Annotated in this window: 21 protein-coding genes; 3 read left to right on the forward strand and 18 right to left on the reverse strand. The window is 48.3% G+C overall.

What is annotated here, in order from left to right; all coding sequences use genetic code 11:
• Positions 1–231 precede the first annotated feature (231 nt).
• Entirely contained in the window at positions 232–3882 is a 3651-nt protein-coding gene (locus FN808_RS03560) for a multifunctional oxoglutarate decarboxylase/oxoglutarate dehydrogenase thiamine pyrophosphate-binding subunit/dihydrolipoyllysine-residue succinyltransferase subunit (RefSeq protein ID WP_142713178.1), read from the forward strand.
• A gap of 100 nt (positions 3883–3982) precedes the next feature.
• On the opposite strand, the gene folE2 is transcribed toward FN808_RS03560, so the two are convergent.
• From folE2 to rpsF, 18 genes are all read right to left on the reverse strand, one after another.
• A complete protein-coding gene (folE2, locus tag FN808_RS03565) occupies positions 3983–4882 on the reverse strand; it encodes a GTP cyclohydrolase FolE2 (RefSeq protein ID WP_142713179.1) in 900 nt (299 codons plus the stop codon).
• A 25-nt stretch (positions 4883–4907) separates the two neighbouring features.
• Entirely contained in the window at positions 4908–5360 is a 453-nt protein-coding gene (locus tag FN808_RS03570) for a 6-pyruvoyl trahydropterin synthase family protein (RefSeq protein ID WP_142713180.1), read from the reverse strand.
• 147 nt (positions 5361–5507) lie between these two features.
• Complete coding sequence (gene arsB, locus FN808_RS03575) at positions 5508–6584, reverse strand: ACR3 family arsenite efflux transporter (protein WP_142713181.1); 1077 nt, start codon at positions 6582–6584, stop codon at positions 5508–5510.
• A gap of 57 nt (positions 6585–6641) precedes the next feature.
• On the reverse strand, positions 6642–7250 hold the full coding sequence (locus tag FN808_RS03580) for a low molecular weight phosphatase family protein (protein WP_142713182.1): 609 nt from the start codon (positions 7248–7250) through the stop codon (positions 6642–6644).
• Positions 7251–7379: 129 nt separating this feature from the next.
• Positions 7380–8285, reverse strand: a complete 906-nt coding sequence (locus FN808_RS03585) for an arsenite methyltransferase (protein ID WP_142713183.1) — start codon at positions 8283–8285, stop codon at positions 7380–7382.
• 1 nt (position 8286) lies between these two features.
• Complete coding sequence (locus FN808_RS03590; RefSeq protein WP_246068272.1) at positions 8287–8625, reverse strand: ArsR/SmtB family transcription factor; 339 nt, start codon at positions 8623–8625, stop codon at positions 8287–8289.
• A 168-nt stretch (positions 8626–8793) separates the two neighbouring features.
• On the reverse strand, positions 8794–10137 hold the full coding sequence (locus FN808_RS03595; protein ID WP_142713185.1) for a beta-helix domain-containing protein: 1344 nt from the start codon (positions 10135–10137) through the stop codon (positions 8794–8796).
• 109 nt (positions 10138–10246) lie between these two features.
• On the reverse strand, positions 10247–12973 hold the full coding sequence (locus tag FN808_RS03600; protein WP_142713186.1) for a TonB-dependent receptor: 2727 nt from the start codon (positions 12971–12973) through the stop codon (positions 10247–10249).
• Positions 12974–13194: 221 nt separating this feature from the next.
• Positions 13195–15255 carry an ATP-dependent zinc metalloprotease FtsH gene (gene ftsH / locus FN808_RS03605; protein WP_142713187.1) on the reverse strand — a complete coding sequence of 687 codons (2061 nt, stop codon included), beginning with the start codon at positions 15253–15255 and terminating at the stop codon, positions 13195–13197.
• 157 nt (positions 15256–15412) lie between these two features.
• Entirely contained in the window at positions 15413–16453 is a 1041-nt protein-coding gene (thiL, locus tag FN808_RS03610) for a thiamine-phosphate kinase (protein ID WP_142713188.1), read from the reverse strand.
• Positions 16454–16532: 79 nt separating this feature from the next.
• Positions 16533–16985 carry an ExbD/TolR family protein gene (locus FN808_RS03615; RefSeq protein WP_142713189.1) on the reverse strand — a complete coding sequence of 151 codons (453 nt, stop codon included), beginning with the start codon at positions 16983–16985 and terminating at the stop codon, positions 16533–16535.
• A gap of 9 nt (positions 16986–16994) precedes the next feature.
• Positions 16995–17540: a biopolymer transporter ExbD gene (locus FN808_RS03620; protein ID WP_142713190.1), complete on the reverse strand. Its 546-nt coding sequence runs from the start codon at positions 17538–17540 to the stop codon at positions 16995–16997.
• A gap of 18 nt (positions 17541–17558) precedes the next feature.
• Positions 17559–17828 carry a hypothetical protein gene (locus FN808_RS03625; protein ID WP_246068274.1) on the reverse strand — a complete coding sequence of 90 codons (270 nt, stop codon included), beginning with the start codon at positions 17826–17828 and terminating at the stop codon, positions 17559–17561.
• 39 nt (positions 17829–17867) lie between these two features.
• Positions 17868–18581: a MotA/TolQ/ExbB proton channel family protein gene (locus tag FN808_RS03630; protein WP_142713191.1), complete on the reverse strand. Its 714-nt coding sequence runs from the start codon at positions 18579–18581 to the stop codon at positions 17868–17870.
• A 150-nt stretch (positions 18582–18731) separates the two neighbouring features.
• A complete protein-coding gene (locus tag FN808_RS03635) occupies positions 18732–20702 on the reverse strand; it encodes a protein-disulfide reductase DsbD family protein (protein ID WP_246068275.1) in 1971 nt (656 codons plus the stop codon).
• 73 nt (positions 20703–20775) lie between these two features.
• Positions 20776–21234, reverse strand: coding sequence for a 50S ribosomal protein L9 (rplI, locus tag FN808_RS03640; protein ID WP_246068276.1), 459 nt, complete (start codon positions 21232–21234; stop codon positions 20776–20778).
• Positions 21235–21252: 18 nt separating this feature from the next.
• Positions 21253–21504 (reverse strand): 30S ribosomal protein S18, encoded by a 252-nt coding sequence (rpsR, locus tag FN808_RS03645; RefSeq protein ID WP_142713194.1) that lies wholly within the window; start codon positions 21502–21504, stop codon positions 21253–21255.
• 31 nt (positions 21505–21535) lie between these two features.
• Positions 21536–21919 (reverse strand): 30S ribosomal protein S6, encoded by a 384-nt coding sequence (gene rpsF / locus FN808_RS03650; RefSeq protein ID WP_142713195.1) that lies wholly within the window; start codon positions 21917–21919, stop codon positions 21536–21538.
• A gap of 467 nt (positions 21920–22386) precedes the next feature.
• On the opposite strand from rpsF, the gene FN808_RS03655 reads away from it, so the two are divergent.
• Positions 22387–23232, forward strand: coding sequence for a trypsin-like serine protease (locus tag FN808_RS03655; protein WP_221929892.1), 846 nt, complete (start codon positions 22387–22389; stop codon positions 23230–23232).
• 41 nt (positions 23233–23273) lie between these two features.
• The gene (locus FN808_RS03660; RefSeq protein ID WP_142713196.1) at positions 23274–23501 is read left to right on the forward strand and encodes a hypothetical protein; all 228 of its coding nucleotides are present in this window, start codon (positions 23274–23276) and stop codon (positions 23499–23501) included.
• Positions 23502–23547: the final 46 nt, after the last annotated feature.

A 23547-nucleotide genomic window follows, 5' to 3' on the forward strand; every position in this document is an offset into this window, starting at 1 on the left:
TTATTATCCATTAATTACTTGTCATTGCCATTTTTAAGCCGTTGTAGATCCGTTGAAAATACCCTACGTAAAATAAAAAATTATCTGGGCTGAAGAATCGTATTTTAACATTACAATGATTAACTTTAGATTTATTTATTGGTCTCTTAAAGAAACCAAAAATATCAGTCAAATTTAACATTGATCCGTTTTTTAATTGTTAATTTTAACCTCACTCAATAAGATCACATTTTGAAGTCGCTGGAAGTTATATTCGGACCTAATTCTGCACTTGTTGAAGAACTATACAATCAATATAAAGAAGACCCCTCTTCTGTCCCCAACCACTGGAAACAGTATTTTGATGAACTTGACAAAGACGACACCATAGAAGAACTGAAGGAAGAGGCCCAAAAAGCAGGCAACGGCACTCCCGCTCCTTCTAAGGCCAAGAAAAAAGAAGAGAAAACAGAAGATACCGGTAAAAAGAAATCAAGCGACAAGAGCATCTCTAAAGGCGTTACGCTGGAGAAGATAAAGGGGGTTTCCAGCAAGATTGTTGAGAATATGGATGAGAGTCTGAATATCCCGACAGCAACCTCAGTTCGGGTGCTTCCCATGAAGATGCTTATTGAGGACCGGGCCATCATCAACCGTCACTTGCTGCAGCATGATCAGCCCAAGTCATCGTTCACTCATTATATTGCCTGGGCGATCGTAAAGGCACTCAAGGAGTTCCCAAATATGAACAACTCCTTTGTGCGCAAGGATGGCGACCCCTACAAGGTGATCCCTGACCAAGTGAATCTGGGTCTGGCCGTGGATGTGCAAAACAAAGACGGTTCTCGTAACCTGCTGGTGCCTAATATCAAAGGCGTGGACAGGATGAACTTCAAGGAGTTTCTCCAGGCCTATAACAATCTTATTGACAAGGTTCGGAACAACAAACTGCAGCTGTCTGACTTTGAAGGAACAACCATCACACTTACAAATCCTGGAATGATCGGGACCGTGCAGTCGGTTCCCCGCCTGATGGAAACCCAGGGTACGATTATCGCTACCGGGGCCATTGACTATCCGGCCGAATTCCAGTCAATGTCACAGAAAGTGCTCAGCCAGCTGGGCGTCAGCAAGGTCATGACCGTAACCTCCACCTACGACCACCGGGTCATCCAGGGTGCTGAATCCGGTTCATTCCTGAAGAAAATTCACAGCCTGCTCAACGGCGAGGAGACCTTCTACGAAGAAATTTTCGAAGATCTCGATATCTCATACGATCCCCTGCCCTTTGGCGGAGATAAATACATGGGACAGCTCGACGGGCAGGGCGCTTCGCTCGAAGACAACAAGCGGGCCATTTCCGTCATGCGCCTGATTAATATGTATCGCACGCGCGGGCATGTGCTGGCAGATTTAGACCCGCTGAGCGACGAACCGGATCACAGTCCCGAACTGGACCTGGAATATTACGGTCTTACCCTCTGGGATATGGACCGCGAGTTCTACTGCGGCGGCCTTGGAGGCAACGAGATAGCACCGCTCCGGGAGATCGTGCACCTGCTGCGTGATACCTATTGCGGCAAGATCGGGGCGGAATACATGCACATCCTCGATCTTGAAGAGCGTAAGTGGCTGCGTGAGCGAATGGAGTCTACCACCAATACCCCTGAGCTGGATATTGATCAGAAAAAAGAAATCCTCCACAAGTTAAATCAGGCCAAGGCCTTCGAGCAGTTTCTACACAAGAAATATATTGGTCACAAACGATTTTCACTGGAGGGGGCCGATACCCTTATTCCCATGATGCATCACATGCTTGAAAAAGCGGGGGAAGACAAAGTCGAAAAAATATTTATGGGTATGGCCCACCGGGGACGTCTCAATATTCTCGTTAACATTCTGAATAAGCCGTATCGCAAGGTCTTTGCCGATTTTGAAGGCAACCTCGATCCCGACAGCATCCAGGGTTCCGGCGACGTGAAGTATCACTTGGGAGCTGAAGGCAAATACAGCACGATGGCCGGGAAGGATATCGATATTGAGCTCCTACCCAATCCCAGCCACCTGGAGTCGGTGAATCCCGTGGTTGAAGGAGCTACACGCGCCACACAGGATCATGACAAGGCGGATGATGCCAACAAAAACATCATGCCCGTTCTAATCCACGGGGATGCGGCCTTCTCCGGACAGGGTGTGGTAAGTGAAACACTCAACATGTCGCAGCTGGATGCGTACCAGACGGGCGGAACCGTACATGTCATCATCAACAACCAGATCGGTTTTACCACGCTGCCCGAAGATGGACGTTCAACGGAATATGCCTCGGATCTGGCCAAAATGATCCTTGCTCCCATCTTCCATGTCAATGGCGACAATCCCGAAGAGGCCGTACACGCCATGCAGATGGCCTTTGAGTATCGTCAGAAATTTAACAAGGATGTGGTCATTGACCTGATCTGCTACCGTAAATACGGTCATAATGAAGGCGACGAGCCTGCATTTACGCAACCGGGCATGTACCAGGAAATCGATTCTCATCCCCCGGTGCGCGATCTGTATACCCAGCATCTGCTGAACCAAAACGAGCTGACCGAGGAGGAAGCCCAGGAACTTTTTGATGAATTTGACGAACTGCTTCGCGAGGCGTTCGAGGATGCCAAAAACGCCTCCCCCCTTGAAGTGACCGACGATATGATTGAACGTCACGAGACCCGACAGGAAGCGTGGCCGGAATTCCCGGATACCACGCATCCCGAAGAAGACCTCAAGGATATCGCTGTAAAACTCAATACCGTGCCCAAAGGCTTTGATGCCAATCCCAAACTGTTGAAACAGCTGGCAAAACGGGCCGAAATTGTAGAAAAGAATACCAAAAATATTGACTGGGGGTTTGCGGAAGCGCTGGCCTTCGGTTCACTGCTGAAAGACGGCACCACCGTCAGACTTACCGGGCAGGATGCCGAACGCGGCACCTTTTCGCACCGCCATGCCATACTTCACGGTACCGAAACCGATCAGAAATTTATCCCGCTCAATAACCTGGCAGATGATCAGGCACCGTTCTTTCCCTATAACAGCCTGCTCAGTGAATTCGCCTGTGTTGGTTTTGAATTCGGCTACAGTGCGGCCAAACTGGATGCCCTGGTCATCTGGGAGGCCCAGTTCGGCGATTTCGCCAATGGAGCTCAAATTCCGGTTGACCAGTATATCTCATCCAGTGAGGCCAAGTGGGGACAAAAGTCGGCGCTGGTTATGACGCTGCCCCACGGTTATGAGGGGCAGGGACCGGAACACTCTTCGGCACGTCTTGAGCGATACCTCCAGCTCTGCGCCGAAGACAACATGCAGATCGTCAATCTTACGACACCGGCGCAGTATTTTCATATTTTACGCAAGCAGGCTATGCAGGAAGAGAAGCGACCGCTTATCATTATGTCTCCCAAGAGTCTGTTGCGTCATCCCTTGGCCACTTCGCGAACAGAAGATCTTGCCAAAGGAGCCTACCAGCCCTTTATTGCCGATCAGGAAGTGGAAGACAAAGACAGCATTGACCGGCTGATTGTCTGTTCTGGCAAAGTTTACTATGATCTCTACAAACAGCGACAAGATGAAGAGATCAACAACGTAGCCATTGCACGGTTAGAACAGTTCTATCCCTTCCCCGATCGGGATATAAAGGAACTCTTCAAAGAATATGACCATGTGGATGATATCGTCTGGTGCCAGGAAGAACCTCAAAACATGGGGGGATGGACCTTCGTAGCTCCCCGTATCATGGGGCAGCTCCAGGAGAACCAGAATCTGCGTTATGCCGGTCGACAAGCCTCGGCCTCTCCCGCAGCAGGACAGGTTAAGATTCACAAAGCAGAACAGCAGAAACTTCTCAATGAAGCTTTGACCTAGTACGCTTACCGAAAAACACAAAAAATTAAAAAAGGTTCCCGGACTCTATCACCCGGGAACCTTTTTTTATGGATCAACACTGTTTCACAGCCGGCCAGTGCTAACGCAAACCGTTGGGAACCCCTTTGCAAATACGGCTGACCGCGTCATGGCTGTGAAGACTTTCAAGGTGTGCACACCGGATTACAAAATCACGTATCTTATCCTGTTCATTCAATTCTTCATACAGCAGCCGGGCAGCATCCTCTACAAACTTCTGGAAGGCCCCGTTCATTTCTGCAAACGCCTGTTCATCCTCACGTTTCACCATCACCTGGGTTTCGGTCATCAGCGCCTTCCGGCAATGATTGACAAGGTCTTCCACAAAGATTGACTCGTCGAGTTCCACCGTGAGACTGGCTACACTGCGCTGACTGTGCGGGACCGTTGCCACCCCCCGGTTATCACGGGCATGCTCCGCAAGCTCAAAAGAGCACGGACAGGCACTGCTATACTCAAAATCAAGGTGCATATACGTATGAAATTCTCCATCGGAGCTCAGTACGCCTTCAATAGCCGTTTCATAATACTGATACCCCTCCAGGCCCGACCGCAGGCTCTCCTGCAGTATTGGATAGTTGAATGAGAGTTTAAGATACGCAGAATTCGAATCCAGAGATTCAATATAGGCCTCCAGAACCTCCCGCAGCATTTCCGGATGAAAAACTTCATCCTTGAAATCATAAAACCGCCGGATAATCCGGCTCATGTTAATGCCTTTTTTTCCCGCCTCAAGCCCCACATACCCTCCTACCGAAGTTTCCAGGGTGATAATTTCTCCATCGGGACGCGGATACTTGAGCGGCAGCTTAAAGTCGGAAATCCCCACCTGTTGTATAGGGACATTAGCCCCCTCTATAAGTGAAGCCGGACCGTTCTGAAGGTCAGGCAGACTTTCTTTGTAATCCTCAGAAACTGTAAATGTAGGGTCGTAGTATCGTTTCAATGTTGTAGATATCATGCTTTAAATACTGCTGTTCTGTATGTTAGTCAATTTCAGGCAATGGTTTACCCAATCGATAGGGACAATATTCGGCTGAATTTCGTTCAGTTTCCTGTAACTCGACACTGTAAAGAAATCCGTCACCCCCTGATTTTTCAGCAATCGGTTCTTCAATCTGTTCAAAAAACGCCTTGACCAAATTTTCGGTGGAGGGCATTATCCCTTCCAGAAATGGTACATCCAGATTCAGGTTCTTATGATCACACTTTACAACAATACGCTGTTCAATGATTGATTTCAGGGTCGCTAAATCAATGACATAACCGGTGGTGCTATTTATCTTGCCGGCTACCGTTACGGACAACTTGTAGTTGTGCCCGTGCCAGTTCTCATGGTTACACTTACCGAAAGTCCGTCGATTCCATTCGTCTGATTTTTCGGGATTGTGCAAACGGTGAGCCGCATTAAAATGAGCTTTGCGTGTAACAAAAACCAAATCTACGTCATTTTATTGTTTAGTGATATCGATTCATCAAAACGAATAAACACAAGCCAAGGTTCCAAAATATCAACCTAAATTATAACCATTAGCTATTTTTTTCAACCACAGACTGCTTATCACAGAGATCGTCTGTTCTCCAGCTCACGGTTCGCTTACCGATACCGAGCTCGGAACACTGGACTGATAATAACGATCCTTCAGCCTGAAAGCGACGTTTACCAAAGCAATCAGAGCCGGCACCTCGATAAGTGGTCCAACGACCCCGGCAAAAGCCTGACCGCTATTTAGGCCAAACACGGCAATGGCTACGGCAATGGCCAGCTCAAAATTGTTGCCGGCTGCTGTAAAGGCAATGGATGCATTCCTGTCGTACTCGGCCCCGGCAAGTTTGCTGACGGCAAACCCAATAAAGAACATCACCACAAAATAGATCAATAATGGTACAGCAATACGAACTACATCCAGCGGTATTTGAACGATGAGTTCCCCCTTGAGACTAAACATCATCACAATAGTAAACAGAAGTGCCACCAGAGTAATTGGAGAAATGAACGGTAAAAATTTCTCTTCATACCATTCCCTGCTTTTTAAGCGAACCAGGCCAAATCTACTGATTATTCCTGCCACGAATGGTATTCCCAGATAAATTGCCACGCTCTCGGCAACCATATAAATTGATATATCCACAACAGCTCCCTCAAAACCAAACAACGGCGGTAATTGGGTGATAAAAATCCAGGCATAAAAACTGTAGGCGAAAACCTGAAACAGGCTGTTCAGCGCTACCAGGCCTGCCCCGTATTCACTGCTGCCTTCAGCCAGATCGTTCCAAACCAGCACCATGGCTATGCATCTTGCCAAGCCAATTAAAATCAACCCCACCATGTATTCGGGGTAGTCGTGCAAGAAAATGACAGCGAGAATAAACATCAGAACCGGTCCGATAACCCAGTTCAGCACTAACGAGATGCTAAGCACTTTAATATCACGGAATACGTTGGGCAGCAGTTTATAATCAACTTTGGCCAACGGTGGATACATCATCAGAATCAGCCCTAAAGCAATGGGAATGTTCGTCGATCCGCTACTGAAAGAATTGATGTACTTCGGTGCAGAAGGAAACAGATAGCCGATTCCAACTCCGATCGCCATGGCTACAAAAATCCACAGGGTTAGGTAGCGATCAAGAACATTCATTTTGCGAGCAGGTTTAGCCATAATGTAAATGTATTAGTACTCCACGCTTAGAAAGAATTGAATAGAAAAATGGACATCCTATACCTCTGACATCAGGTAACACATTTCAGAGGCCACCTGGCGGCACCTTTCATCATAGGTTGCCTTCTCCCGGGAAGTGCCGTCAGATTCTTTGGGATCCACATAGGGGATGGAAAAGCGCTTTTCGGCACCGAAAATCACCGGGCAGTTTTCGTCGGCGTCTGAACAGGTCATGACAGCGGCAAAGTTATTCTTCGGATTGTAAGGATCAGCAAATGTTTTGGAAAAACAGACCAGCGGCTCTTCACCATCATCAAACCAGACTTCGTATCGTGGGTTTTCGCCTTTGGGCTTGCGGACCTTCAGACCCGTGCGTTCAATGGCCCCCACCGCCCGTGGATTAAAAGCGGTGACTTCAGTCCCGCCCGAAAATGTTTCCACACCAGCTATTCCAAAGTATTCGGCAAACACTGCAGACCAAATCTGGCAAAAGTGACTTCGACGGCTGTTATGGGTACATATGAAAACGAGACGGGCCGGCTCTCCAGTGTTTTTTTTTGCCTCAATATAATCAGCCAGCTCCTGCAGCTTAACTTTTCGATGGTCAGAAATTTCTGATATTTCCTTTTTGACACCTTCGATGTACAAATCAAGATCAGGGTACATATAACGCAACCAATGGTATGTTAAAATTAGAATAGAGGTGACAGTCCGTTGACGGCTCAGGAGTCTATTTTGTCAATGTGGCAAATTCTGTATGCAACAGTGCTTCTTAATAGAGCCTCAGGAACACAACTAACAGCAGCCCGAACCGGGAGTGCACGAGGAATCATCTCTGGCCGATTCCACTTCCCCTTTTCGGCTCGAGCGATCAGGCCCTGCCATCGGCTTCCGGGCAAAGACTGTGATGCTGAAGATACCGGTACTGCCCTGCTTAAATTCCCCGATTTCCTCTCCGGAAAGATAGTTGCTCAGAATATCATCGGGCATGATAATCGGTTTCTCCTTCTGGATACGTATGTCTTCGAAGCCCAGTTCCCGGATGTGTCCCAGGTATTCCTCCCTTTGGATGGCACCCGCTACGCAGCCGGCATACATCTCGGCATCCTTGCGAAGTGCCTCCGGGAGCTCGCCCACAAGCACGATATCTGAAATACTGAAATGTCCCCCGGCCTTCAGCGTTCTGAATATTTCGGTAAAAACCCTTTGCTTGTCCGGCACCAGGTTCAATACGCAGTTGCTCACAATAACATCAGCCACCTCATCGGAAACGGGCATATTCTCAATATCACCATAGCGAAACTCGACATTGTTAAAGCCCAGCTTCTGCGCATTCTTGCGGGCTCTTCCAATCATTGATTCTGAAAAATCGATGCCCAGCACCTTTCCAGACGCACCGGCTTCATGACGAGCCACGAAGCAGTCGTTGCCGGCACCAGACCCCAGGTCAATGACCGTATCTCCCTCCTCGATCCTGGCAAACTGGGTCGGCAGCCCGCAACCCAGCCCCAAATCGGCATCCGGGTTGTAACCTTCAACAGCACTGTAATCGTCGGTCATAATATTATACACCTCCTCGGAAGAGGCACCCGAACCGCAGCAGGAACGGGCATTGAAATCAGGTGACTGTTCACTAATCCGGCTATACTTTTCTTTGACTGTTTGTTTCAGTTCATCGGCATTCTTGGGTAAAGAACTCATATCAGCAGCAGTTTTCTTCGGTTTCTGGTTTTAACTTCTGTATCAATGGCAATAAATGATCCCGCAATTCTTTGATTCCCTCTTCCTCCAGGCAGTAGCAGGTGCGTACCCCGTCAATCTCTCCCTTGATCAGTCCCGCCTTCTTCAGTGCTTTCAGATGCTGGGAAACCGTAGACTGTGCCAGGGGAAGCTCATCCGTAATAGCTCCGCAGATACAGCTCTGGCGTTCGGCCAACAGCTCAAGAATTGCTATACGTGCAGGATGTGCGAGTGCTTTCATCAGCTGTGCCGGCCGTTTCTGGGAAGAATCAAACAATTTCGATTTATTAACAGCCATCATTTTATCGTTTATCGTAAATTTACGATTTAATATAAGGCATATGATGCACTCCCACAACTACAGATCAAAAATAAAAAGGAGGTCCCGCTTTCAACGCGACCTCCCTGTGATCAGCACACCTCACACGATGTATGTGAGACGATGATGGATAATGGATAGTTTTATCTTCTACTGATTCGGCCAACGAACCCAGCTGCCTTCCCGGGTCCAGTCCTGCTCTCCCATGGCCCCGGCAAACTCAACCTGCTCAAAAAAGGAGTCTGAAGGGACGGTGGCACCAGTCAATGCCGGAGATCCGGTCTGAAGAGTAAATACAAAGTTATCGGGATCGGTAAATATCGGGTCTGTCTCAGTATAGGAAGCAGCATAGCGGTCAGCATCGGCGGCTTTTTCCCAGCCGAGAGCGTTATTCCATATATAGAAGTTGCTGAGAGCAAGATCGCCGCTGTCATAATTATCCCATGACTGATCGGCTTCGTTTTCATCCCCGGCTGCCCCCTCCAGAACGAAGTTGTACCCCGGCATGTTGCTCAGGATGATGTTGCGATAATCGCCGGTAAAATCCTCTCGCAGACGCATGCCGGATTTAAAATCATCGGTATTGTTGGGAGCCCCGTAGACCGTAATATTTGAGAGCAGCGGGCTGGTCGGGTTCCCTGACCCCAACTCGGCACGCCCGTCATTTTCAAAGCCGTTATCGGCGCCTTCGCGCTGAACGGCCAGCCAGAACTGTCCTCGTCCACTCCATCCCTGGTCCATGTCAAAGCTGTCGTCATCGGCCCCGTAAACAACCAGATAACGCATATCGGCATTTCCGCCGAACCATTCTACGCCGTCGTCGCTGCATTCGTATATATTAATGTGCTCGAGCGTGGTCCCGCTTCCCACCGAGTAGAGCGTCAGCGCCTGGAGCTCCGAACCTTCAGCGATGCTGTAGCCGGTGTATTCAATACGGACATAACGCAGAATGCCACTGTCGTCGTCGGGCTTGTCGCCCCCGTAATTAATAGCGTTCGACAGCCCTTCTACTTCTCCTACCCCACCGGGGATGTTATTCGGTGCGTGCCCAACCAGAATAATTCCTCCCCAGTCATTTCGCTCGGGATTGGTTCGGGCAGAGGTAAATACGATCGGGTTATCAGCTTCCCCGTCTGCTACCAGGCGGCCACTGGACCGCGGACTGTCAAAATTCTCATCATCCGCATCCAGGGCGATGATGGTTCCGACATCCTCCGAACGACCATTGTGATATTCGAAGCTCACCGTAACCCCCGGATCGATGGTCAGGGTAACACCCGGAAGAATAAAGTGGGGACCCGCGAGCGTGGTGTCGCTGCTCCAGGTTTCATTTTCGGTAATCAATGTTCCGGGCAAGTTAGTGTACATGTCCGGAATTTCCTCCCCTGGAATATTCGGGTTCACAGGGTTGTTGTCATCGCTGCATGCGGTCGTAAACAGGACCGTGGAAAGCATAACGATGCTTGCAAGTTTTAAGTAATTGGATATCATCATGAGGTGTATGATTTTTGTGGTTGATTGATGTTGGTACAGTCGATTATAAGATGTCTACTTTAAGAAACCGTTAAGCCGGAATAAGCAAATCATTACGCTTTCCTTGCTTTTAGAGTGCTACCTTCACACCAAAGGTATAGGTCATGCCCGGCTTGTATTGAAAGGTGGTCACTCTGCCCTGCTTGTAGACGCGCTGGTCGTTTAGCAGGTTTTCGACCCCCAGACTGAACGAATAATCTCCAAGCGTATGCGAGATATTCATATTGAGTCCATGGAAGGGCTGCTCATATTCATCATCGGGATGCGTACCCTTGCCAATGGTGACGATTCGTTTGCCAAAGGTATGGTAATTCATGCCCAGCTCCGTACGAATGGCAGGAAGGGCATAAAAGGCGGAGAGGTTGACGGTATAGGGGGATTGCCCGTACATGGGCCGTTCGAAGGTTGCCAGCCTCCCCTGGATCTCCTCCCTGCTGTCGCTGAAGTCGACTTTTGAAAAGATATACGATCCATTCGCTACGAACTGCAGGCGCTCCGTGAAATTTTTTCGCATCTCAAGTTCCAGTCCATACAGATCAGCCCGGTCGGCGTTTTCATAGACCACTTCCGTCCGTTCGGTGATGCGGTACCAGACCTCTATCGGATTGTGAAACTGCTTGTAAAAAGCACTTACGGCAAAGAGTTCACCCGGATGCGGATAGGTTTCGAATCGCAGATCATAGTTGTTGATGTTGGTCCGTTCCAGATCCGGGTTTCCATATACGATCCGTGAACCCACAAAGTCCTGGAAGTCAAATTCCGATATCTCCCGAAATTCCGGGCGTGCAAGGGTTACCGAGAAAGCGCCCCGCAGATTCGTTTTATCAGAAATATTGTAGGTTGCATTGATGCTGGGAAGAATATCAGTGGTTTGGACCAGGGATCGGCCATCAATGCGCTGGTCCGATGATTCAATGCGGGCCCCGACATCCAGTGAGAGCCGGGCAAGGATATCGAGCGTGGAACTCAGGTATCCGGCATAAAGAAGCTGTTCTCCCTCATAAGAATCATTGGGACCGGTAATTTCAGCCAGATCGATAATATCCTCTGCGATGACCTTGTCAGCCAGTACTTCTTCAGGAGGGGCTATGGCCAAGTCAGAGGGTACGCTGTTCTCAAAATCCTGGTATTCCAGTTTACGGGCCTCAAATGCTCTCTCCTTGAAATTTCCCGTGACGCCTGTCTTTAATTTGAAACCGTTCACGGGCTCGAGCTCATAATCAATCCGTGCGCTGTAGTTTTTGTCGTTCTGGCTGGAATAAAAGTGACCATTCCCTCCCTCCGAGAGCTTGATAGCGTATTGCCGGTCATCGTTCAGGGCGTATTGTGTTGTTCGCCGGTCCGGGCGGTCCCGCAAAGCCCTGGAGTAGGAAACAACAGCACTCAGGCTCGACTGTAAAAAGTCGGAAAAGTATTTTTCCGCATTGACAGAGGAGGAATATATGTTGCGGCGATCAAAATCGAGAATGGTCTGCCTGTTGATCCTGAGAGCATTCGTATATGTGCCGGTCACTACGGAGGTTTTGTTTTCCAGCGCATTGGAATACAGGTTTTTGAATCCGATTTTGGTGGTACGGCCGGGTTTTACAAATAGGTTCATCATGGCACTGAAATCGGAGCTCTCAGTTCCCACATCCTGTACAAAATCACCGCTCAGTATGTTTTCCCCGGTATTCCTGTTGGTACTTTCAATAGAGCGCGTAATTTTACCCGCATCGTAGGCGGTGTGATACTTATAGCTGATATTGGAGACAATACCCACAGGCATGGCTTCCTCATTAAACTGGTTGGCATAGCTGACACCGATCTTTTGCGAGGGAATGGCCTGCGATGAGTTTCGAACCGACCAGTCGTTATGCAGTTTTGCAGCGGTCTCCACCTCCTGCTCCCTCGTCAACCGATTATCGGTTATAGAAGCCGGGAGTGCCCGTTTACCATTGTCAAAACCCAGGAAATCAGTTCGGCTGCCCGGGTAGGTCAGGGTATTGCCAAATGTTCCCCGCGTGTTGAAGCTGGTAGAGTAGCTCAGTGACAGATTACGGTCTTCGGGAAATTCCTTGGTCGTTATCTGTACCGATCCGCCTGAAAACTCACCCGACTGATCTGGCGTATAGGTCTTTTGAACAACAATATGATCCACCAGGCTGCTGCCGACCAGATCTACGGGGGCTTCTTTCTTGTTGGGATTGGTGGAAGGCACCTGGGCTCCATTAAGCTGAACATTGCTGTACCTGTTTCCCAGTCCGCGTACGAACACTTCCTTCCCATTCATCAGGGAAACCCCGGTTATTTTTTTAAGCCCCGAAGCCACATCACCGGCACCGCTTTTATCCAGGAACTCCGATGAGAGTCCATCCTGAAAAGAAACGGATTTCCGCTGGATGGACAGGAGGCCCGCCTCACTGTTACTGCTGGCAGCGGCCGTAACGGTCACGGCCTCCATCCCTACCGTCTCAGGCATTAGAGAAACATTCAACCGGGTGTTTGAATCCGCATTTACCTGGACATCCGTAATAGTTTTCCGGGCATAAGAGATATAGGAAACCGTAATGGAATGATGGCCAGCCGGTACCTCCCGAATGGAGTACTGGCCATCCAGATCGGTTGCTGCCCCCCGGGTAGTACCCGTAAGAGCCACATTAGCCCCTATAATCGGTTCACCTGTCCGGGCGTCAACGACCCTGCCCGAAATACGACTCGTCTCTGACTGGCCATGGGCTTGATCGGGTGGACCCAGTGCGAGGATCAGTATCACCAGGCAAGGGAGTATGTACTTTAGTGTGCTTAAATTCTTCATGGTAAGTGTGCTGATTTATGGTTGGATTGTTTCCTTAACATGATATGTCAAGGATAGCACACTCAGATTGCATCAATATTACGCCATCATTATGGGTCTGTTAATCTCATGTTACCACAATGTTAAGCGGGAATGGCGTAAAAGGAAGGAACGCTTGGGCTAGAAAAGGCAAAATGATAACCGGAAAGAGTCTGCCCCTCCTCCCGGTTTATCACTGTCATTCATTTTTCGACCTGTTCGGAGGCGTCGTTCTCAACCTCCTCCGTCTCCGGGGACTGCTCGTCGCCAACAGCGGCTTCTTCAGCATGACCGTTGCCCCCCTGCAAGGTTCGATCGGCATTAAAAATACCCTCGGGATATTTTCCTTCCGGGTGATCACCCAGCAGATCCCTCAAGTCGTTATGATCAATTACTTCTTTATCCAGGAGCGTCTTGGCCATTTTTTCAAGCTTGTCCTTGTGATCGGTAATCAGCGCTTTGGTGCGTTCATAGTTCGACTGGATGATATGGGCTACCGCCTCGTCAATCCGTTCTGCTGTATGCTCAGAATATTTTTTGTTGAAGCCGTAGCTATTCTCGGGATTCTTGGAATCCTTGAGTGACAGATAGCCGATCTCATCACTCATGCCATATTCAGCAACCATTGCAAAAGCCATATTCGTAATACGTTCCAGGTCGTTTTGTGCACCGGTAGAGATCCGGCCAAAAATGATTTCCTCCGCCACACGACCGCCCAGCAAGGCACAGATCTTGTCATTGAGTTCCTCTGTTGTCATGAGGAAGCGATCTTCCAGCGGGGTCTGGAGCGTATATCCCAAGGCAGCCAGCCCACGGGGCACAATACTCACTTTAAGCACTGGATCCGTATGCTCCAGGTACCAGCCCACGATGGCGTGCCCCGCCTCATGATAGGCGACAATCTCACGTTCCCGGGGATTAATCAGCTTATTCTTTTTCTCCAAGCCGGCGATAACCCGTTCAATGGAATCCTGAAAATCCTCCATTTCCACCTGTTCTTTGCCCCTGCGGGCGGCCATCAATGCCGCTTCGTTACACAAATTGGCAAGTTCCGCACCGGCAAAGCCCGGTGTCTGAGAGGCCAGGAGCTTAAGATCGATATCTTCAGAAAGCTTCAGCTTCTTGGCATGCACCTTCAAAACCTCCATTCTTCCGCGCAGGTCCGGTTTATCAATAAGGATCTGCCGGTCAAAACGGCCGGGTCGCAGCAGGGCTGAATCCAAGACATCCGGACGGTTGGTGGCAGCCATGATGATAACCCCCTTATCGGTATTAAAACCATCCATTTCACTCAAAAGCTGGTTGAGCGTATTCTCCCGCTCATCGTTTGAGCCCATCATCATGCCTTTTCCCCGGCTGCGTCCAATGGCGTCAATTTCATCGATAAAGATGATACAGGGTGCCTTTTCTTTGGCCTGTTTAAACAGGTCACGTACGCGGGCGGCCCCTACTCCAACAAACATTTCAACAAAATCAGAACCGCTGAGACTGAAGAAAGGAACATCGGCTTCTCCGGCCGTAGCTTTTGCAAGGAGTGTCTTGCCGGTTCCCGGCGGGCCCACCAACAGGACCCCTTTGGGCAGCGTACCGCCCAGTTTTGTAAACTTTTGCGGGTTTCTCAAAAATTCCACGACCTCCTCGACCTCGGCCTTGGCCTCTTCGAGTCCTGCTACATCCTTAAACGAAATTTCATTCTCTTTCTGCTTATCGTAGAGGGAAGCTTTATTCTTGCCGATATTCAGTACCTGCTGACCGGGATTCATCCGCCGGAAGATAAATATCCAGAAGAAAACAGCCAGTCCGATAGGTATAAGCCAGATTAAAATACCACTGAACCAGTCGTCATCAATTTGTACGTCGTAGGTAACGTTGTTCTGGTCCAGGATCGGGCGTATCTCATCCCCTTCCAGCATGGTAGTTGTAAAGGTATTTTTGGGAGGTGTCCCCGTATCAAGCTGCCACCCCTGGTCCTCGGCAGGAGGTGTAACAATGCCCTCCTTAACGGCCTTTTCACTGTAAACTCCCCGAATGTAAGCCCCGTTTTCTATGGTGATCTGCTCGATAAAACCCTTTTCGACATAAGATAAAAACGTGCTGTATTTTATCTGTTCACCAGATGTGGTATTCATAAAATAAATCTGAATACCAAAAAGGGCTATAAGCAGGACTACATAAATCCATATTGGAAATTTGGGAGATTTTTCTCCCCCATTCAGGGGGCCCTTTGAATTGTTTTTATTTGTCGAATTCTTATTCTTGGACATGTACTCGGTGGTAGCAAATTTATCTTATCGCGTAAATATACGGTAAATATTTAAAGCGTGCGTAATATACCCCGCATTAACCTTAGTAAATTATATATGATTAACGATTCAAATCACTAAAACGTATATCCACACCATTCTGTACGCTCAGCTTGCTTTATAGCTGCTGGCCACTGCCGTCGAAGACGACAACCTCCCCTTCGGCCTTCTGCATGCGAATGCCTTCCTCTTTATCGGTAACCTGGCCAATAACCGTAAAATCACTGAATTCATCGGCCAGGCCTTCAACCTGTTCTTCGGGCAGAGTAAACATCAGCTCAAAATCTTCGCCGCCATACAGCGCATATTTATCGACATCCTCTTTCATTTCATCGGCTACCCGGCGGGTGTCCAGGCTTATAGGCAATGCAGCCTGATAGAAATAGACCCCCATTTCCGAGGCCTCAGCCAGGTGTTGTAGTTCACTGGCCAGTCCCTGGGTTAAATCGATCATTGAGGTAGGCAGGATGTTCAGGTCTGCAATCTTCTCGATAAAGTCTTTTCGGGCAACGGGTACAAGCTGCCGCCGTACAACATATTCATAGTCGGTCAGATCCGGCTGGAAAGCCTGCTGCTGGTCCTGTTCCTCCCAGAATCGTTTTTCACGCATGAGGATACGCAGGCCAGCCGCAGCCCCTCCAAGGTCTCCGGTCACACAGACGGCATCGCCCTCATGAGCACCCTTGCGATAGATTATCTTGTCCTGAGCTACTTCCCCGTAACAACTGATGCTGATGCCCAGGGTCTGGTGTGAGGCCGTCAGGTCTCCGCCCCCGATCTGGAATTCATAATCCTTGCCTGCAGCACCAATCCCTCTGTATATCTCTTTAAGCATATCCACCGATATCTTGTTGGGAACAGAGAGATTAACCAGTACCAATTCCGGCGAGCCGTTCATGGCATAGATATCGCTGACGGCAGCGGTAGCAATCTTGTACCCCAGATGATGAAGCGGCACATAGGTTAGATCAAAATCCACGCCTTCCATGAAACTCTCCGAGCTTAAAAGCTGGTACCCTTTCTGGTGATTCAGCACCGTGCTGTCATCGCCATAGCCTTTGACCACCAGGTCGCTGCTCAGGGCATTGTGCTCCATCAGCTCATCAATAAGTTCATCCCGTCCCAGTGATTGTATCGTACGAAAAGATTCCTTGCCCATAGTCTATTGATATAATAAAAAAGGCAGGTACACAAATGTGTACTTGCCTTTTGAGAATAAATGGTTGTTCTGTTCGGTCTTAGTTAACGACCTCTTGCTTGGTAGAATAGTTCAGTCGAAGGGTACCCGCTTCGCGCAGCTCCTGTTCAACATCCGTTACAATACCAAACTCGGCTTCTTCATGTACACGCAAAGAAACAATCAGCTTGGGCTGTTCCTTGTACTTGTCGTACATGATTTTACGTATAGCCCCGATATCTTCAATGATAGCATCATCAATCTGTACACGGGGTTCTCCCAATTGATTGCCCTGAAGCTTTTGGGGGCCTATATAAATATAACTTACAAGCCTTTTCTGCTCTATTTTTTCAATATTTTCTGCCTGAGCATAGTTGATCTGGACCTGAAGCTCAACCTCACGGAGAACGGTTGTCACCATGAAAAAGATGAGCAGCATGAATACCACATCCGGCATGGCCGAAGTAGGTACGTCCTGACTTGTTTTAGCAGATTTCTTTTGAAAATGTGCCATAATTAGACCTTATCCCTCAGAGGGTTCTGCGATTGAAATTTTCTTCGGATAGATATCCTGTATCTTCTGTTGCTCCTCGCTGTCATCTTCCAGCTCTTCATACGGAACCCCGAATTCTGACTGTGAGGCCTGGTTACGGAGTTCAGCATACGCCCCCATCACTTCATCCAACATATCGATATATGTTTTATAAGGTGTCTGGCGTTGTGTCTTAATAGAAACAATCGCTTTGTCAGGAGAATCTGAAAGATTGGGATCTTGACCACGATTGGTAACAAAATCCTTAATCTTTTGCTTTAAGGCGCTGACAGGGGTTGGCTCTTCATCTATCAGAATCATACCCTGTGCATTGACAAGGATATTGAGCAGATTACGCTCCTTAATAGGTGGCGGCTCCTGGTTTTCTTCAGGTGCCGGCGGCAGCTGAAGACCAATACCGGTATCAACATCAATGGTTGTAACGAGAAGGAAGAAGATAAGCAGCAGAAAGGCAATATCGGCCATTCCCGCTCCACCTACTTCAGCTTCCTCGCGTTCCCTTTTGTTATTAAACATAGTTGTAGCACCTAAGAATTATATATTAAAAGTCCCGCGTAGACCGGAGAGGAAAATCAGCAAGAGCATTGCCGCTATCATGAAAATCATGGTAGCCACCCCAGCCTGGGCAACATCACTGAAGATGCCGAAAGCCACGGCAAAAACCGCAAATGGTACCAGCATCATCAGAATTTTCTTAACGTCCTGCTTACCTTTTATAAGGCTCTGGATACCGGAAATCAGCATTCCCAAAACACCGAGTCCGATCAACCCTAAGCCTAATCCTATTGCTATGGTTACAATCATAATATTAAATAAGAATTAGCATTAATGATAAGGGTTATTTTACTCGTCACCGGACTGATCGGGCGCTACCTGCTTGCCTTCTTTAAGCATAACAATTGAGTCAATCAGCGTAATGGAGCTTTCTTCCATTTCCGAGATGATGCGGTCGATTTTAGAAACGCAGTAGTTATAACCAATTTGCAGAATAATACCTGCAAGCAGACCGCCAGCCGTTGTCAGCAGTGCTACTTTAATACCCCCTGCAACCAATGTTGGAGAAATATCACCGGCCTGCTCAATAGCATCGAATGCCTGGATCATACCAACAACTGTTCCAAGGAAACCCAGCAGCGGTGCAATGGCGATAAACAACGACAGCCATACAAGCCCCCGCTCCAGGAAGCTCATTTCAATAGATCCGTATGCCGATATCGCTTTTTCAGCCGCGTCAATGCCTTCATCAACACGCATCAGGCCAGCCTGGAACACAGAGGCAACAGGTCCGCGGGTTTCAGCACAAAGTTGTCGAGCGGCAGGTACTCCCCCTTCATCCAGGGCTTCTTGTACGTCAACCACGAATTTACGGGTATCAATATCAGCCAGGTTCAAGGTGATAATACGCTCCAGGAAAATGGCTAGGCCCAGGATAAGAGCGACAAGGACCGGCCACATGAACCCACCCTCGTTACCTTCATTAAATTTTTCGACAATTACATTAAAAAATCCTTGATCTGCTCCTGCTTGAAGGAAAAAGAGAGTTATTGACGATGTCATACGATTACTCCAGTTAAATTAAATTAGTTATCTGTTTATAAGGGCTCATAAAGATGGAAAATGATAGATTAATTTATTTAAAATGTCAAAGAAAGGAAGGAAAAAAAATATATTTATTCCCTTTCACAATACTTTAACAGCAAACCGCTATCATTTCATCCCAATTTGTAACCTTTTTGTTATTTTCTCAAACTTTTGAAGACCTGTGTCCAAAAATTGCTGAAATTCCTCTTTGTCGGCATAACCCACCAGTTGCTCAATGACTTGACCGCTGTTCGGATCCACAATTACATATGTAGGCAATGCAACGGTTCCTGTTAGTTCAAACTGGAACCGCTGATTCTTTGGACCTTCAGATCCGTCGTCTGTATATAAACGCACTTGCTCCATTTTTGCAAATCGTTTTTGAACAGATGCCAAAGGGAAGACATTGGTTTCCATAGCCCGGCAATTCGTACACGTATAGCCTGTGAAGTCAATAAATACAGGAATATTTGCCTGTTTAGCCGTTTCTACGGATGCCTCATAATTGCTGGACCAAGATTCTTCCGCAGTTTTATTTGTGCCTGAAATACCTTGCTGTGCGAGTGTCTGCACCACGCTCACATCTGTAGCCTGCTTGGGAGGCAGCCAGGAATCCCAGATCCCGAGCGAAGCTCCGAGCAATCCCGGAATCAGGTAGAAACTGAACAGAAGAAACGGGAGAGAGAGGATCAGGCGCCCCGTCCCTATTTTCTGGGGTTTTGTCTCATGAGAAAGGGTGAAGGTGCCGAGGATATACAGGCCGGCCACAAAAAAGATCGCTATCCAGGCAGCGATAGTAAAAGGACGCGAAATAAGTCCCCATTGCCATACCAGGTCTGCATTCGACAAGAATTTGAAAGCCGCGGCTAGTTCAATAAATCCCAGAAGCACCTTGACGACATTCATCCAGGATCCGCTTTTCGGGAGTGATTCCAACCAGCGCGGGAAAAGGGCCAAAAGTACAAAGGGACTTGCAAATGCGGCCGAAAAGCCCGCCATGCCAATAATGGGGTAAAACCATTCGCCCCCCGTCGTCGCAGCCAGAACCCCACCGACAAATGGTGCTGTACATGAGAAGGAAACCGCACTAATGGTCAGTGCCATAAACAAAATACCAACCATTCCCGAGCTTTCGTTGCTCTTTTTATTGAGCCAGTTCGTCAGTTGGTAGGGCAGCCTGAGTTCAAATGCTCCAAGCAAGCTGATCGCAAATACAACAAGGATAAGCGCAATAAAAAGATTGACCCACGGATTGGCTGCAAACTGGTTGGCCCCCGAGGCCCCGATAAAAAGGGCAAGCAGCCCCCCCAGAATGGTAAAAGTAATGACGATTGTCATTCCAAAACCGACGGCTTGCCCGACAGCCCGGAAACCGTGTCCCTCTTTTTGCTTGGAGAAAAAAGAGACCGTTAAGGGGATCATCGGGAATACACAGGGGGTAAGCAGCGCGGCAAAACCCGCTGTCAGAGCTATCCATAAAAAGGAAAAGATTCCATTGCCTCCCAAACCGCTGCTGGCTGCAGTCCCGACACGGGGCGGTTCCTCCCCGATCACCGCCTCATCCTGATCGGAAGTATCGGGGGTTTCGGATGAAACTTCATCCGCTGCTGACTGTGACGACTTCGAAAAGTCCTGATAGGGTTCTTCCGCCACCCCTCTGATGGCAATCGACCGGGTAACGGACTTGGTTTTGGGAGGCAGGCACGCCTTGTCATCACACACCTGGTAGAGTACTTCCAGGTCGATCATTGTTGTGCCTTCCGTCCCCGGTTTAAACGCTACGGGAATAGTGAAGGTGGCCTCACCGGTATGCCAGCCTAATTCAGCATTGAAGTTGGGATCCATCTCAATGGAGGGCTCCGATTCCCCGACTGTTCCCGCTATTTCCATCTGCGGGTTCGCTGAGCTAAACTGCGTGGGATAAGGCCCAGCATCGGGGTCATTGGCAACCGAATAAAGGTGCCACTGCCCTTCAATAGAGGCCTGTACCTTTACTTCAAATACCTCGCCCCCCTGTACCTCCTCCGGTGCCTCTGTAATGGAGTAGGAAACAGGATCCAGCATCTGGGCCTGTACAAAAAATGGGGATAACATCATAATGATGATCCCCATTGCATATTTTAAAATGGTATACATACCCGTAAGTTTAGGTTAAAACGCGATGTGCGTTTTATTTTTTAACCACCCAAACCTTAATCTGTGGCTTAATCTCACCGATCAGATTCACGGTGGCTGTGTATTCGCCCAGTGTTTTGATGTCCTGGTCTAACGAAATCTTACGCTTGTCTATTGTAATGTCTCGTTCTTCCAGTGCTTCGGCCACATCCTGGTTTGTTACTGAACCGTGAATTCGTTCATCTTCACCCACTGAAACAGAAATAGTGACAGAGGTCGTTTCCAACCGCTCGGCCATATCCTGAGCCGCTTCAATGGTAAGTTCAGCTCGTCGTTCGGCCTGCTCTTTCATGCGTTCCAGCTGTTTGAGGGCACCGTCCGTCGCCATCATCGCTTTTCCCTGGGGAATCAGGTAGTTACGACCATAACCGGCCCGTACTTCGACAATATCGCCAGAATCGCCGAGCTTTTCTACATCTTCACGTAAAATTAACTTCATGTATTTATTAGCCATGGAAATAGTAAATATTTTTTATCGAAGGTTTTCTGCTACATAGGGAACCATTCCTAAAAAACGGGCCCGTTTGATGGCACGAGAAAGCTGACGCTGGTACTTGGCGCTCGTTCCGGTTACACGACGGGGGAGAATCTTTCCCTGGTCGTTCATGAAGCGCTGCAACAGCTCGGTATCCTTGTAATCAATATACTCTAAGCCAGCCTTGGTAAACTTACAGGCCCGCGTTTTTATCTGTCCCTTCTTCGGATGTGATGGATTCTTAATCATAATATAAAATGCTTTTGTTTATGGAGATCAGTTAGTCTTCGTCTTCTTCGCCTTCCTCTTCTTCATCAACAAAGACCGTTGGAACGGCATTCTTACGCTGAAGCTCACGGTGGCGGAGCATCTTCGCATCATACTTGAGGGTGAGATAGCGCATAATGTAATCGTCAATGCGAAGGGCGCGTTCCAGTTTTTCAATAAGTTCGCCGGGAGCCGTGAAATAAACGTTTACGTAATAACCGCTCGATTTCCGGTCCATTTCATATTCAAACTTACGGATTCCCCATTCATCAACTTCATCGATCTCTCCATCATTGTTACGGATAAAATCGGTAAACTTTCCGACGATTTGCTCGTACTTATCGTCTTCCAGAACGGGATTAATAATATAGGTTAACTCGTAGTAATTTCTACTCATGTGTGATATGTTTCCTTTGGTTGTTCCTGATTGAAACAGCCGACGTGGTGACTTTCACTCGCCAGCAGGCACGCAAAAATAGCGTTTTTCAACATCAATTACAATAACATATCGCAAGATACTCTTCTCATTCTGACATCAGCAGTCGGCACCGGGCGATACCCGTCCCTTTTCAGAAAAAAGGGCCGTTTGAAAACAAAAATCTGTTTTTGGAGTATAACCCATAGGCCCCTAATTTGATAAGATTATCTAACAGATAAGGTCATTATGGCACAAACCATCCAGGAAGTCCGCAATGTATTAAACGAGATCAGACCACAGTTAATGCAAAAACCAAATGTGAGGGCGACCGGAATCGGGTACAAACGTATGGGGGCACCCTCACTGAGCAGTTATCCATTGTTTGTTCAGTAGAAATAAAGAAAGCTGAAAACAGACTTACCTCCAACGAGCTGATTCCCCGCCAGGTGCACGACATTCCCACTGACGTGAATACCACCGGAATGTTTCGAGCTTTTCAGGATCCCACCTCCCGCTATCGACCGGCGCCGGGCGGTGTAAGCATAGCTCATATCGATGTAAGCGCGGGAACACTGGGATGCCTGGTCCAAAAAAATGGAACCATCTACATTCTCTCGAATAATCATGTTCTGGCCAATAGTAATGAAGCTTCGGAGGGTGACCCGATTTTACAACCCGGTCCCCATGACAGCGGCAACCACCCAGAAGACTCGATAGCCCGGCTCTCCGAATTTGTCCCCATTGTCTTCGAAAACAGCAATGGCAATGGGAAGGGAAAAGGGGACAACAATGACTGCGGTATAGCAGATGTTGTTGTATCTGCTGCCAATACCCTCTCCTCGCTAGCCGGCAGCAGCGTTCGACTCCAGCAATACCGTCTCTCTTCTCAAGCCGAAACCGGGGCAACAGGCAATACGGTCGACTGTGCAATTGCCAAGCCCAACGATCCCGCTGACGTGAATGATGAAATTCTGCAGCTGGGTCCGATCTCCGGACAAAAGGAAGCCTCCCTCAATACAGCGGTGCAAAAGAGCGGAAGAACTACAGCACAAACGGAGGGAATTATTGAACAGGTAGATGTGACCGAACGTGTAAACTACGGCAGCAGCAAGGTGTCGGTTTTCAATGATCAAATTATGGCAGGCCCCATGAGCCAGGGCGGCGACAGCGGCTCGGCTGTGCTGGATATGGATAATAATCTCGTGGGCCTTCTTTTTGCAGGAAGCGACACCACCACGCTTATCAATCGCGCACAAAATGTTTTTGAAGCTCTGGATATTTCTTTACCCTAAAACGGTGATCCCATTTGAAAGGGCCATTAATCCGAAAAATTATGGCAGACCAATACGAAGCGGCCTCAGCCGTCAAGAAAAGGTATGAAGAAAACTGGCTGAAACTTAAAGGAGTTACGGCAGTGGGGATCGGCATGGTGGAAAAAAAGCGGACCGGCATCATCGTATCGGTATCCGAAGATAAAAAGAAGATCAGAACCAGGATTCCAGCCGAAATTGATGGTGTAGCCATCCAAATCGTTCAAACCGGAACGTTCAAGGCACAATAAGAGGATGCTTAACCCTCACCGCCAATCCGCCTTCTTCTAATCTCCG

The sequence above is a fragment of the Fodinibius sediminis genome (assembly GCF_900182555.1).
Lineage (GTDB): Bacteria > Bacteroidota > Rhodothermia > Balneolales > Balneolaceae > Fodinibius > Fodinibius sediminis.

What these genes read in the sequence shown, in the direction of transcription:
- folE2 (WP_142713179.1), bottom strand. Translation starts at nt 4,882, where the DNA reads ATGATATCTACAACATTGAAACGATACTACGACCCTACATTTACAGTT.
- arsB (WP_142713181.1), bottom strand. Translation starts at nt 6,584, where the DNA reads ATGGCTAAACCTGCTCGCAAAATGAATGTTCTTGATCGCTACCTAACC.
- FN808_RS03580 (WP_142713182.1), bottom strand. Translation starts at nt 7,250, where the DNA reads ATGTACCCTGATCTTGATTTGTACATCGAAGGTGTCAAAAAGGAAATA.
- FN808_RS03585 (WP_142713183.1), bottom strand. Translation starts at nt 8,285, where the DNA reads ATGAGTTCTTTACCCAAGAATGCCGATGAACTGAAACAAACAGTCAAA.
- FN808_RS03590 (WP_246068272.1), bottom strand. Translation starts at nt 8,625, where the DNA reads ATGATGGCTGTTAATAAATCGAAATTGTTTGATTCTTCCCAGAAACGG.
- FN808_RS03595 (WP_142713185.1), bottom strand. Translation starts at nt 10,137, where the DNA reads ATGATGATATCCAATTACTTAAAACTTGCAAGCATCGTTATGCTTTCC.
- FN808_RS03600 (WP_142713186.1), bottom strand. Translation starts at nt 12,973, where the DNA reads ATGAAGAATTTAAGCACACTAAAGTACATACTCCCTTGCCTGGTGATA.
- ftsH (WP_142713187.1), bottom strand. Translation starts at nt 15,255, where the DNA reads ATGTCCAAGAATAAGAATTCGACAAATAAAAACAATTCAAAGGGCCCC.
- thiL (WP_142713188.1), bottom strand. Translation starts at nt 16,453, where the DNA reads ATGGGCAAGGAATCTTTTCGTACGATACAATCACTGGGACGGGATGAA.
- FN808_RS03615 (WP_142713189.1), bottom strand. Translation starts at nt 16,985, where the DNA reads ATGGCACATTTTCAAAAGAAATCTGCTAAAACAAGTCAGGACGTACCT.
- FN808_RS03620 (WP_142713190.1), bottom strand. Translation starts at nt 17,540, where the DNA reads ATGTTTAATAACAAAAGGGAACGCGAGGAAGCTGAAGTAGGTGGAGCG.
- FN808_RS03625 (WP_246068274.1), bottom strand. Translation starts at nt 17,828, where the DNA reads ATGATTGTAACCATAGCAATAGGATTAGGCTTAGGGTTGATCGGACTC.
- FN808_RS03630 (WP_142713191.1), bottom strand. Translation starts at nt 18,581, where the DNA reads ATGACATCGTCAATAACTCTCTTTTTCCTTCAAGCAGGAGCAGATCAA.
- FN808_RS03635 (WP_246068275.1), bottom strand. Translation starts at nt 20,702, where the DNA reads ATGATGTTATCCCCATTTTTTGTACAGGCCCAGATGCTGGATCCTGTT.
- rplI (WP_246068276.1), bottom strand. Translation starts at nt 21,234, where the DNA reads ATGGCTAATAAATACATGAAGTTAATTTTACGTGAAGATGTAGAAAAG.
- rpsR (WP_142713194.1), bottom strand. Translation starts at nt 21,504, where the DNA reads ATGATTAAGAATCCATCACATCCGAAGAAGGGACAGATAAAAACGCGG.
- rpsF (WP_142713195.1), bottom strand. Translation starts at nt 21,919, where the DNA reads ATGAGTAGAAATTACTACGAGTTAACCTATATTATTAATCCCGTTCTG.
- FN808_RS03660 (WP_142713196.1), top strand. Translation starts at nt 23,274, where the DNA reads ATGGCAGACCAATACGAAGCGGCCTCAGCCGTCAAGAAAAGGTATGAA.